The following is an 11,641-nucleotide window of genomic DNA, read 5'->3' as shown; positions in this document are numbered from 1 at the left end:
CGTCCGGCTGCTCGGCGGCTCACCGGCCGCGGTGGCCGAGGTCACCGGAGGCTCGCCCGCGCTCGCCGTCTACGCCGGCGAGGTGACGCGCGCCGGGCACGTCGAGCTCTTGCCGTTCCTGCGCGAGCAGGCCGTGTCGATCACAGCGCACCGCTTCGGCACCCCGCGTCGCTACGAGGTTCCCTCGCTCGTCGCACGGTGACCGCCACGGCAGGCGGGGCCGTTCCTCTTGGGCGGCCCCGCCCGTCGGTGTTCTCGTCGTCGGCGTTCCGGCGTCGTCTTCCGCCGGGCCGCGCCGAGTCGGTCAGGCCGTTCCCGACGCGGCGACGCGCCGTGCGGCCCGGCGCACCGAATCCGGTACGGGAGTGTTCGGGTCGGTCTGCGGTGAGGTCACCGGCGCGCCCGCGACGACCCGCAGCGGCAGCATGCCCGCCCACACCGCGCGGTCCTCACCGTCGTCGTCGGCCTCCACGAGAGAGCCGGCGTTGTCTTTGACGCTCGCCTCGGCGAGCGGCAGGCGCAGGACCATGGTCGCCGCGATCTCGCGCGCGGTCATCGGGCGCACGTCTTCGCTCCGTCCGGGCATGAGGTGTTCCGACAGCGTGAGGAGCGCGGCCTCCTTCTGCTCCGGGGGGACGACGGATGCCACTCCGTGCACGACGGCGCACCGGTAGCGCATCGAGCTGTCGAAGAGCGATCGGGCGTACTTCAGGCCCAGCAGGTGCGTCACCGTCAGGCAGACCGGGGCGCCCGCGGCGATGCGCCGGAAGAAGTCGCTCCCGGTCGATCCGTGAAGGAGCACGTCGTCGCCGTCGCGCCCGATGCCGATCGGCAGGGCGACGGGCCGGTCGTCGCGGACGATGGCGAGCGTTCCCGACAGCGCGCCGTCGATCACGTCGTACAGCGCGGCGCGATCCGTGCGCTGGTGGTGGGCGCCGCGGCGGACCCGGGTGAGAGCGGTGACGGGCAGGTCGGGGAGGGGCGGGTCGGTGCGCGGCAGGTCGGTGAGCGGGGGATCACCGTGGAGTCGGTCGGCCCGAGCGAGATCGGCGTGGCGGGGTTGCGCGTTCGGCGGGTCGGTCGGGGGCTGTGCGGTGACGGGTACGTCGGTCATGATCCGATTGCATCCGTTCTGCTGGACCATGGCGTAGTCCACTTCTCGCGCGTTCTCGTGGACCAGTGGCAGACTTCGTGCGTGATCTCCCTCGGCATCCTGGACCGCCGCTCGACAGTGCCGCTGCACGAGCAGCTCGCACACGGACTGCGGGCGGCGGTGCTCGCGGGACGCGTGGGTGGGGGAGAAGCGGTGCCGTCGACGCGCGCGCTCGCCGCCGATCTCGGAGTCGCCCGCGGCACCGTCGTCGCCGCGTACGAGATCCTCGCGGGCGAGGGGTATCTGCTCTCTCGGCCGGGGGGTGCGACCGTCGTCGCCGAGATCACGGCTCGTTCGCCGTCACGGCGCGCGCGGGCCGGCACCGGCGCAGTGGAGGAGTCGCCGCTCGTCGATCTGCGTCCGGGGCGGCCCGGCACGACGGGTCTCGCCGATGCGGCGTGGCGATCCGCGTGGCGGCGGGCGACGGCGGGAGATCCGGATGCGGATGTCTCCGACACCGCGGGCGCACCGGCCCTGAGGGCGGAGATCGCCGGGTACCTCGGTCGTGCGCGCGGGCTCGATGTGGCGGCATCCGACGTCGTCGTCACCGCCGGCACCAGCGACGCGATGCTTCTGGCGCTGCTCGCCATGTCGCCGCGCGGCGGCCGGACGAGGTTGCGGGTCGGCATCGAGAACCCGGGGTATCCGCGCGTGCACCGTATCCTCCGTCGGCTCGGGATCGAGGCCGTCCCCGTCGCCGTGCGTCTCGGCGCGGGTCTCGACCTCGACGCGGTCGAGCGTCAGCGCGATCTCGATGCGTTCATCGTCACGCCCCACCATCACTACCCGCTCGGAAGTCGATTGGATGCCGAGGCGCGCGCCCGTCTGCTCGCCTGGGCCGACCGCGAGGATGTCGTCGTCATCGAGGACGATTACGACAGCGAGTTCCCCCACGGCCGGGCGCCCCTTCCCCCGCTGCACATGATCGATCCCGCGCGGGTCGTCTTGATCGGCAGTCTGTCGAAGACCCTCACGCCGGCAGTCCGTTGCGGGTGGCTCGTCGCGACCGGCGAGGTGGGTGAGCGGATACGCGCGGCCCGCGGCGATCTCGATCTCCCGGTCTCGCTCGTGCAGCAGCATGCGCTCGCGCTGTACCTCGCCGAGGGTTCGCTCGCGCGGCACACGGCGCGGCGGCGGCGCGAGTATCGCCACCGTCGCCGCCTCCTGCTCGAGGCTTTCTCGGGCGTGCCGGGCGTCGACCTGGCGGCCACGGACGGTGGCCTGCATGCGGTGGCGTTGCTCCCCGGGAGGGGTGAGGACGCCGAGCGTGCGATCGTCGCGGATCTCGCCGAGCGCGGCATCCGGGTGGCGCCCCTGGCCTCGTACATCTGGGAGGGCGCTGCCACCTCGCTTCCGGCGGGCATCGTCTTCGGATACGCCCAGCCGTCGACCGTCGTGCTCGTGGAAGCGATCGAGGGGATGCTCACCGTTCTGGGTGCGCACGCTGGTATCGGTGGTCCCACGGGGTCGATGTCGGAATCGCCTCCGGGCTAGCGCCTACTCACGGTGGTGGTAGGTAGGTAGGGGGCCCGCTTCCGGCGGACGGCGTCTCAGCCGTCGGTCAGCCAGCGCGTCGATAGTTGCTCCACATCGCTGCGAGATTCTGCTCTGCAAGGTCGACGCCATCACTCCACGGCTCGGGGTGGGCGTGATCGAGCCCGTCTGCTTCGATGGCGGCACGGCGAATGTCTCGCTTCGCGAAGATGCGGGACGTCTCGGCCGCGACGGTCGTCTTGCGTACGCCGGATCGACCCCCGACGAAGATGACTTTGGCCGGCACCGTGACGTCCATCTGTGACGTGTGTCGGGGCGCGCCCGCCCTCTCCGTGTCTGCGGGGTGTTACGACGGCCCGAGGTCCGCGCGACCACCGGGTTCGCTGCGAAGTTCCGAACAGACCGCCGCCGAGAGGACCCCGTCAGAATGGCGGCACCGCCGGCGGGTTCGCCGTCCGCGTCGCGCCGTCGTCGTTCGGCAGGAACATCACGCGCGGCGGGGGAGACTCGATCACCTGCTGCCCGAGAGGACTCTCGAAGCGGAGTGTGCCATCCGAGCCCTGTGAGACCGTCCAAGCCGTTTCGGTTTTGAGCGTGTGATGTCGTGTGCACAGGTGGGCGAGGTTGCGGAGGGTGGTCGCCCCTCCGTGCTGCGCTTCGTGATTGTGGTCGATCTGGCATCGCGTCAGCGGAGCGCGGCATCCGGGAGCCCGGCAGTGCTGGTCGCGCGCAGCGAGATACCGCCGCTGGGCTGCGGTCGGGCTGTAGCGGTCGACTTCGAGCACGGTGCCGAGGATCGGATCACACATCACGCGGTCCCATCCGGGTGCATGCGCGGCCAGGCGTCGTGCCGACTCCGGATCGATGGGGCTGCGCCCAGCGACGGACGCGCCCACGTCGGTGCGACCGAGAAGAGTGAGCACCGGCACAGTGATCTGCACGTGAGCGCGGATCGCCCCGAGGCCGCCGGGGCAGGTGGTTTCGGTCGTCGGGTCGACAGTGGGCGCGGCAGTGAGCAGGAGGTCGGCGCAGACGTCGGCGCCGATCCGAGCAAGAGTGCGCTTGTCGTGGAAGGAGGCCGGCTTGGCGTGGTGTGGGGTGCCCGCCGAGTCTGCGATATCGGCGTCCGACAGGATGACCTTCCCGGTATCCGTCGCCCGCTCGTGACCCCCTGCGGGAGATTCCGTGCCGTGCGGAGCACACACGTTCGTCGATTCCGATGCCGACGTCGGGTGCGATGCCGCGGATCGAATCGCCGCCGCCTGCCGTCTCAGTCGATCGCGGATGCCATACGCGACCGTCGCAGGCAGGATGACGCTGAGCTCAGCCATGCCGTCGGCCAGGTCGCGAACACTGACTCCTCGCGATTCAGCGGCGCGCGCGTGTCGTGCGGTCATGCCCACGGGGTGCACGCTCTCGGCAAGCTCTCGGGCGAACGCTCGCACCCTGCCCGGCGAATCGCGCTCGACGCGGGTGAGGACGACCTGCTCCCATCCCCGGCGGGTGTCGTCGTCGTCGATGACGATTCCCGTGTCGAGGATCGCCTGGACGTGGCGCATGCCGATGCGCCCGGACTCGAGGGCGTCGATCGTCGCGGCGAACTTCTCCGTGAGCGCGTGCGCCTCGCCGAGCTCCTTCTGTACGGTCAGGTCGTGCGTCTGCGTTGCGGCACCGATTTCGAGCGCGACGGACCGTACGGGAAGCTCTCGCTCTCGGGACACTCGTGAGGGGGAGTGCGCGACCTGGTCGAGCGCGATCTGCATGACAGCGGCGCGCGATCGGACCAGCCCGGCCTGCACGCGCGCCAGCTCAATCGTGCCCGCACGGATGAGTCCGACGAGATCACGCAGGTCGTCGGGCTTGTTGCTGCCGCGGCCTTCGGTGCGGGGAGAGCGAGAATCGGACATGCCCATCAGTGTAGAAACTATGTTCGAATCGGTGGTGAAACTTCACCCGTCTCCCTGAGACTTCACCCCCTGCATGCCCGCGGCATCGCGACTACGCACGAACCGCCCGTGTCCCCGGCCCCCGGCCCCCGGCCCCCGGGACAGAGCCCCCACGCTGCTCTACCGCTCCAAGATCTCCAGCGCCGCCATGGCCGCGTTCTGCCCCCCGATACCGCTGACCGCCCCACCCCGCTGCGCGCTCGACCCGCACAGCAGCACGCGCGAGTGCGGTGTCGCCACGCCCCACCGCTCCGCGGGGGAGTGCGCCGGCGAAGACAACCACGGCCACGACAGCGCGCCGTGGAAGATGTCGCCGCCGACCATGTTCAGCGACTTCTCCAGGTCGGTCGTCGTACGGGCTTCGATGCACAGCCGCCCGTCGGGCGCACGCAGGATGCAATCACGCAGCGGCTCGGCCAGCACCGTGTCCAACGATGCCTGAGCCGCCGCCAGCAGTCGTGCCCCCGCCGCGACGGGATCGGTGTCGTCGATGAGGCGATGCGGCACTTGCAGCCCGAACATCGTCAACGTCTGTGCTCCCGACGCCCGCAGGTCGTCGCCGAGGATCGACGGATCGGTCAGCGAGTGGCAGTAGATCTCCACGGGGAGCGGCTCGGGGAGGAGTCCCGCGGATGCCGCCACGTGCGCGGCATCCAACTGGGTCATCGTCTCGTTGACGTGGAAGGTGCCCGAGAACGCGGCCTCGGGGGTGACCGAGGTGTCGCGCAGCCGGGGCAGTCGCGACAGCAGCATGTTGACCTTGACCTGCGCGCCCTCGGGCTGAGGCGCACCGGTGGTCGCAGATCCGCCCGCCGCGAGCAACCGGTCGAGCACCGCGCCCCCGACGCCGCTGAGCACGAGCTCCCCGTGGAACACCTCTGATCGGTCGGTCATGGTGTGCACGTCGCCGTCGGGCGAGATCGAGATGACCTCGACGCCCGTCACGATCTGCGCGCCGGCCTCGCGCGCGGTGCGTTCGAGTTCCGCCGTGACGGCGCCCATGCCTCCGACGGGGACGTCCCAGTGGCCGGTCTCGCCGCCGATGACGTGGTACAGGAAGCAGCGGTTCTGCGCGAGCGAGGGGTCGTCCGATGACGCGAACGTGCCGATCAGCCCGTCGGTCAGTGCGATGCCGCGCGCCACGTCGCTGTCGAGCGACGCACGCAGCAGGTCGCCGAGCGGACGCTCGGTCAGCGATGAGAACAGCGCGTCGTCCCCGACCCTTTCGCGCACCTCGTCGGCGGTCGGCAGCGGCTCGGTCATCGTGGGGAAGACCGCGCGGCCGAGGGGCGCCAGACGCTCCCCGAACGCGGCGTACCGCTCGGCTTCGGCGGTGTCCCCCAGGGTGCGGACGAACGACGCGGCCGTGGCTTCGGCATCCTCGGTGTCGATGAGGATCCCGCGCGACGGATCCACCGGATCGGGTGTGTACGAGGAGTACCGGCGTCGCCGCAGCTCGATGCGCAGGCCCAGATCGTCGATGATCTTCTGCGGCAGCAGGCTGACGAGGTAGGAGTAGCGCGACAGCCGCGCGTCGACCCCGCGCCACGGGCGTTCCGACACGGCGGCGCCGCCCACGGCATCCGTCCGCTCGATCACCACCACGCGACGCCCGGCGCGGGCGAGGTAGGCCGCGGCGACGAGGGCGTTGTGCCCTCCTCCCACGATGACGACGTCGTACCGGCGAGCATCCGAGGCGGTCATGTTATCCACGGTATCCACGGACGCGACTTCGGCGGAGGGGGTGGCGCAGTAGCGTGGATGCCATGACTTCCCCCGCGGATCTGCTCGACATCGCCACCCGAATCGCACGAGAGGCCGGCGAGCTGGCTCTCCGTCGCCGCCGCGAGGGAGTCACGGTCGCGGCCACCAAGTCGGCCGCCGCCGACATCGTCACCGCCGCCGACCGCGAGGTCGAGGCCTTCATTCGCGCGGAGCTGGTTCGAGAGCGCCCGGGCGACGGGTTCTTCGGCGAGGAGTCCGACGCCGAGGCCGGCACGACCGGCATCACCTGGGTCGTCGATCCGATCGACGGCACCGTCAACTACGCGTACGGCATCCCGGCCTGGGCGGTGAGCATCGCCGCCGTCGAGGGCACGGCCGAGACCGCGTCGTGGACCGCGCTCGCCGGTGCCGTCTTCAACCCCGTGACGGGCGAGCTCTTCCGCGCCGCGCGCGGCGGCGGAGCTTGGCTCGGAGACCAGCGCCTCTCGGTCAGCGAAGTGGGCGAGGCCGGTGGGCTCGTCGCGACGGGCTTCGGCTACAACCCCGAGACGCACGGCCCGGCGCTGGCGCAGCTGTCGCGCGTCATGCCGATCGCGCGCGACGTGCGTCGCATCGGTGCGGCCTCTCTCGACCTGGCATCCGTCGCTGCCGGCCGCGTCGACGCCTATTACGAGCGCGGAACGCACCCCTGGGATCACGCGGCCGGGGCCTTGCTGGTCGAAGAGGCCGGGGGGCGTGTCGGCGGTGCGCCCGGCGGCCGCCCGGGCAACGGCATGGTGATCGCGTCGGGCCCCGACTTCTTCGCGCTGCTCGAGCCGCTGCTCGACTTCGAGAGGTGACCCCCCCTCCCGCTCATCGCATTCTCAGATGACGGGGGTAGGCTGTTTACCAGTTCGTTATCTTCCGCAACCCGAACCTGCGGAAATGGCCAAGCCCTACAGCCCGAAGCCGTCGCCTGAGCGCGACACGACACGAGAGCCCTCGCGCGTTGCCGTCAGAAGCATTCCCGACTGAGCCTGCCCCCACCCGGCGGTCCCGTCGTCCCCTCGCCCCTGCCCCCGAGGCCGCCACCCGGCCGACCCGAGCCGAGATGCGTCGCCACGGTGCGAGCGACCCGGCCCCGGTCGACGCCGAGAACGCCGCGCAGCCCGAGCTGATCGAGAACGTGGCCGCCGCCGTCCTCGAGACGGTCATCGCCGCGACGATCGACGCCACGCTCCCCGAGACGGATGCCGCGCCCTCAGCAGACGCAGAACCCGACGCCCTCGAGGTCACCGTCGTCGACGAGCGCTCCTCCGACGAGGTCGCCGTCATCCTCCAGAGCGCCGACAGCGATAGCGCCACGACGCCCGTCACGCTGCCGACTTCCCCGATCACCCTCCCGGTCTCGTCGCGTCGTTCGCGCCGTCGCCCGCAGGAGGCGGTCATCCTCGACAGCGCCGAGACGCCCGAGTCGCCGGTCGCTGCGGTGTCCGTCGCAGATGCACCCGTCGTAGATGCACCCGCCGCCGAGGCGCCGCGCGCCGAGCAGGCCCCGGATGCCGCCGGCGTCCCCGTCGACGACGAGTTCACGTCGGCCGCGCGCCTCTTCGCGTTCACCGGCGAGACCGCCGTTCAGCAGAACCGCGTGGTCGCTCCCGCGCAGCCCGTCGCCGAGGGCCTTCCGGCCGCGGCGACGACCGGCTCGCGCCGCACCGTGCGCCGCATCGCGGCCACATCGTTCTCCGTCGGCGTCATGGGCGTCGTGGGTCTGCTGACGGTGGGCATGACCATGCCGGTCAGCGCCCTCGCCTCGGCGAGCGGCACCGACAGCGTCACCGCGAGCGAGAGCGTCACCACCCGGCTCGCCGTCGGCGGCGACGTCGCGGCATCCGAGGGTGCGATCCAGGCCTACGTCGCTCCCGCCGCGGCGCAGGCGGCTGTCGTCGACCGCTCCGACGGCTACAGCGCGACCACCTACGCGCAGATGGCCGCCGACTCGGGTATCACCAACCCGTCCAACTTCTACGTCAACGACCCCACAGCGCCCATCCAGTGGCCCTTCGCGGTCGGTGTGCCCATCACGTACGGCTTCGGCATGCGCGACGGCACCATGCACGAGGGTGCGGACTTCGTGCCCGGCGAGGGCTCGCCCGTCCAGGCGATCGCCGACGGCACCGTCCGCATCGCGACCGAGCAGGGCGGCGCCTTCGGTGTCACGGTTCTGATCGATCACGAGATCGACGGTCAGCTCATCTCGAGCCGGTACGGACACATGCAGTACGGCTCGCTGCAGGTCACCCAGGGTCAGCACGTGAAGGTCGGTCAGTTCCTCGGCCGCACCGGCAACACGGGCCGCTCGTTCGGTGCCCACACGCACGTCGAGATCCTGCAGAACGGCACCACGCCGATCGACCCGATCGTGTGGCTGCGTCAGCACACCGGCGGCTGACCCGATTGGTGAGAGGGTGTCGCGGTCTGATAACCTCTTCAAGTTGCCCGGAGCGATCCGGGTACGCCCCGATAGCTCAGTGGTAGAGCACTTCCATGGTAAGGAAGGGGTCGTCAGTTCAATCCTGACTCGGGGCTCAAGGCGTTCACTTCTGCATCGTGGATGCCGTGCGGCGGGGTAGCTCAGTTGGTGAGAGCGCACGACTCATAATCGTGAGGTCGCGGGTTCAAGCCCCGCTCCCGCTACCAGATTGGTCTTACTCGAACAAATGACTTCAAGATATTGAGTCAGTGGTTCAGCAGCAGAAGCGTCGGAGATTTCTCCGGCGCTTTTCTTATTGTTCGAGGTCGTCAGAACCGCGTCCCGGAGTTGCGAGACCAACGGTTGGTATTCGGCCACAGCAGTGACCTGGTGCCCGTCGTCCAGTATCCAGATACGGGAGAAGAACGCCGTCAGGAGCAGGCGGCGGACCGAATCGTTCGCCGACAGGAACAAGCCGTCCGGCTTCGTCATGAGGTCGAGATAGATCATCGCGGACTCAGTTCTTGAGCGGAGCAGCTCGTCTGTCGTGTCCATCTGACTGCGCACCTCGTTCTTCTTGACCTGTAGCTCGCGCAGGCGGGCGCGCAACTTGTCGGACGCAATCCCCCCGTCAGCTGCAATGTCGATGAGTCGTTCCTCCCGCGTGTCCAGCGTCTTGAGTTCCTTCGCAAGTCGCGCGCGCTGATCTTGTTGACGAGCCAGGAGGTGTCCGAGTGCGTTCTCGAGACCCGTCTGAGCATCCTTGGCCGCCTCAGCGGGAACCGCGGCGGCACCGAAATGTGACGCCACTGCGCGCTCGACGTCTGCGACGCGAAGGTACGGCAGCTCGCAGACACCATCCTGTCGTCCTCGGCACAGGTAGTAGTCGAAGAGGTCGCCCTTCGAGTTTCGAGCTTGAGCGAAGATCAGTCGATGCTCACGACCAGCCTCGTGGCACTGGCCGCACATCATGAGTCCGCGCAGGAAGTGGCTGTGGACACGGTCGCGTTGGCCTCGCTTGAGGCGGGCATTCATCACCTGTTGTACTCGTTCGAACAGTTCGGGGCTGATGATGGCCGGATGGCGCCCGGGGTACACCGATTCTTTGAACGTGACCATTCCGAGGTAGTACGGGTCTCGAAGGATCAGGCTCAGTTGGCTTCGGGACAGCGGACGTTCTGGCCACTTGGCCGACTTTCGGGTCGTCAGGCCCTGGTCGGCGAGGGCGTCGGCGAGTCGGATGGTGCTGTATTCGCCCGTCGCGTACTGCTCGAATGCCCACTGGATGAGCGGTGCTCTGACCGGATCCACGTCGATGGTGTTGACGAGTCGGCCGTCGAAGTCTTTGCGGACGTTGAGGTAGCCGAGTTTGGCGCGGCCGACGGTGCCGCCGTTCTTGGCTTTGTGCAGCAGCTTGTTCTTGATGTCCTCGCCGCTTTGGCGGACTTGGACTTCGTTCATGATGTCGGTGATGGCTTCCATGGCGTCTGCCATGTATCCGTCGCCGAACTCTTCCTTGGCGGAGATGAGCTTGACGCCCATCCCGGCGAGGATGCGTTTGGTGATGGCGGCGTCGGCCTGGTTGCGGAAGATGCGCGAGCGCATGTAGATGACGACGTAGCCCACTTCCGGGTGTTCCTCGACGTAGCTGAGGAGTTCGCGGAAGACGGGGCGTTTGGCGATTGACTGGGCCGAGTTTCCCGGCTCGACGAATGTCTCTGCGATCGGTGCCTTCAGTCGTTTGCATCGTTTGGCGCAGAGCTCGCGCTGGGTGGCGATGGAGTTACCGTCGGCGTCGATGTCGGCGGCGGTGTGCATTTGCCGCTGCGTCGATACGCGTAGGTATAGGACGGCTTGTCCGCCGGACTCGACGGCGTTCGCGGGCGTGGTGCCGTCGAGGCCGAGGAGTTGCTCCCATCCGGCGAAGGATGTTCGTCGTTTCGCGGGTTGTGAGTCGGTGGTGTTGGTCATAGGTGCCTCCTTTCGAGGTCGGGTCCGGTCTTCGTGGACGGACCCAGCCTTCTGATTAACGCTCTCTTCCCCTCTTAAGTCGAGACGTTTGAGGACGTGGGTTGTTGCGCTTTTCGCATCGTTGACCTGGGGAAAACTCGCGCCGCATATGTTTGGCTGGATTGACAGGGGTGGCCGTGGGGCCGGGCGGCTGGCTGCGCGTCTGGCCCCACGGTGTGACGGTGTTGGTGTGCTTCTAGATCGCGACTGCGGTGATGAGTTGGACGTGACTCGTTCTGAGGTAGTCCATGAACGAGTCGACTTCATGGCACCGCCAGGTCAGGTACTCATCGCTGGCGACGAAGAGGTCGGGGACCTGGGTTTCCGAGATGAAGGCCATCGCTTGGAGGAAGGCGGGTTGGTAGCCCGGTTCGTCGCCGTACTCGATGTACTCGGCGATGATGATCACGCGCTCGGCTCTGGCGGCTTTGGCGATGAACTCTCGTTGCCTTGTAATCGAGTAGTCGCCGACGCGGCGGGGTGCCCGGTCGTCTTTCTCGGTGCGGGCCCTCAGGTAGGCGACCCCTGTCCGGTAGGTCTCTCCGAGGTAGTGCTCTTCGTAGATTGATCTGATGTGCATTGGTGCGCCTCCTTTCGGCTGAAGCACCCGAAGCCGTTCCCCTTCCGTCTGAGAACGTCTCCGGTCTGTTTGGTTGTGTTTCCCCACCTGGAGGTGGAGCCGGTGCCGCCCCGCGCGGACCGCGGCGGGGCGAAGTGTGTGGGGCGAGCTACTTGTAGAAGACGTGCCACCAGCCGTCCAGGCGGACAGTGTCGTAGGTGTCAAAGATTCGCTGGTCGATCGCCGGGTCGTTCCAGACGAGGTGGTCGTCGGGGATCCCCTGCACGGTCATGACTTGCTTC

10 protein-coding genes and 2 tRNA genes are annotated in these 11,641 nt (G+C 68.8%); 6 read left to right on the top strand and 6 right to left on the bottom strand.

All coding sequences use genetic code 11. The features are described from left to right. Window positions 1-202: hypothetical protein (locus RWP81_RS08880; RefSeq protein ID WP_314455011.1), on the top strand; the 202-nt coding region annotated here is incomplete at its 5' end. A 102-nt stretch (window positions 203-304) separates the two neighbouring features. On the opposite strand, the gene RWP81_RS08875 is transcribed toward RWP81_RS08880, so the two are convergent. Then, window positions 305-1,114, bottom strand: a complete 810-nt coding sequence (locus RWP81_RS08875) for a pyridoxamine 5'-phosphate oxidase family protein (RefSeq protein ID WP_314455008.1) — start codon at window positions 1,112-1,114, stop codon at window positions 305-307. 81 nt (window positions 1,115-1,195) lie between these two features. Between RWP81_RS08875 and RWP81_RS08870 the strand changes: the two genes are divergently transcribed. After that, window positions 1,196-2,647: a PLP-dependent aminotransferase family protein gene (locus RWP81_RS08870; RefSeq protein WP_314455005.1), complete on the top strand. Its 1,452-nt coding sequence runs from the start codon at window positions 1,196-1,198 to the stop codon at window positions 2,645-2,647. 67 nt (window positions 2,648-2,714) lie between these two features. Here RWP81_RS08870 and RWP81_RS08865 read toward each other — a convergent pair whose 3' ends face one another. The 3 genes from RWP81_RS08865 to RWP81_RS08855 all read right to left on the bottom strand — a co-directional run bounded on the left by RWP81_RS08865 (window position 2,715) and on the right by RWP81_RS08855 (window position 6,297). Continuing rightward, on the bottom strand, window positions 2,715-2,945 hold the full coding sequence (locus tag RWP81_RS08865) for a hypothetical protein (protein ID WP_314455001.1): 231 nt from the start codon (window positions 2,943-2,945) through the stop codon (window positions 2,715-2,717). Window positions 2,946-3,069: 124 nt separating this feature from the next. Next, window positions 3,070-4,554, bottom strand: coding sequence for a DUF222 domain-containing protein (locus RWP81_RS08860; protein WP_314454998.1), 1,485 nt, complete (start codon window positions 4,552-4,554; stop codon window positions 3,070-3,072). A gap of 159 nt (window positions 4,555-4,713) precedes the next feature. Beyond that, the gene (locus RWP81_RS08855) at window positions 4,714-6,297 is read right to left on the bottom strand and encodes an NAD(P)/FAD-dependent oxidoreductase (RefSeq protein WP_314454995.1); all 1,584 of its coding nucleotides are present in this window, start codon (window positions 6,295-6,297) and stop codon (window positions 4,714-4,716) included. Window positions 6,298-6,359: 62 nt separating this feature from the next. Between RWP81_RS08855 and RWP81_RS08850 the strand changes: the two genes are divergently transcribed. The 4 genes from RWP81_RS08850 (at window position 6,360) to RWP81_RS08835 (ending at window position 8,997) form a co-directional block, all read left to right on the top strand. Further along, on the top strand, window positions 6,360-7,157 hold the full coding sequence (locus tag RWP81_RS08850; RefSeq protein ID WP_314454993.1) for an inositol monophosphatase family protein: 798 nt from the start codon (window positions 6,360-6,362) through the stop codon (window positions 7,155-7,157). A gap of 251 nt (window positions 7,158-7,408) precedes the next feature. Further along, window positions 7,409-8,749, top strand: coding sequence for a peptidoglycan DD-metalloendopeptidase family protein (locus RWP81_RS08845; protein ID WP_314454990.1), 1,341 nt, complete (start codon window positions 7,409-7,411; stop codon window positions 8,747-8,749). 65 nt (window positions 8,750-8,814) lie between these two features. Next, a tRNA-Thr gene (locus RWP81_RS08840) sits at window positions 8,815-8,886 on the top strand. Window positions 8,887-8,920: 34 nt separating this feature from the next. Continuing rightward, a tRNA-Met gene (locus RWP81_RS08835) sits at window positions 8,921-8,997 on the top strand. On the opposite strand, the gene RWP81_RS16315 is transcribed toward RWP81_RS08835, so the two are convergent. Continuing rightward, a complete protein-coding gene (locus tag RWP81_RS16315) occupies window positions 8,954-10,588 on the bottom strand; it encodes a recombinase family protein (protein ID WP_399540567.1) in 1,635 nt (544 codons plus the stop codon). The genes RWP81_RS08835 and RWP81_RS16315 overlap by 44 nt on opposite strands. Before the next feature lie 388 nt (window positions 10,589-10,976). Continuing rightward, window positions 10,977-11,360, bottom strand: a complete 384-nt coding sequence (locus tag RWP81_RS08825) for a hypothetical protein (protein WP_314454986.1) — start codon at window positions 11,358-11,360, stop codon at window positions 10,977-10,979. Window positions 11,361-11,641 lie beyond the last annotated feature (281 nt).

Origin of the sequence: uncultured Microbacterium sp., assembly GCF_963521695.1 — a bacterium.
Lineage (GTDB): Bacteria > Actinomycetota > Actinomycetes > Actinomycetales > Microbacteriaceae > Microbacterium.
Note: the sequence above shows the minus strand (reverse complement) of the source record. Positions and strands in the feature narration are given on the sequence as shown.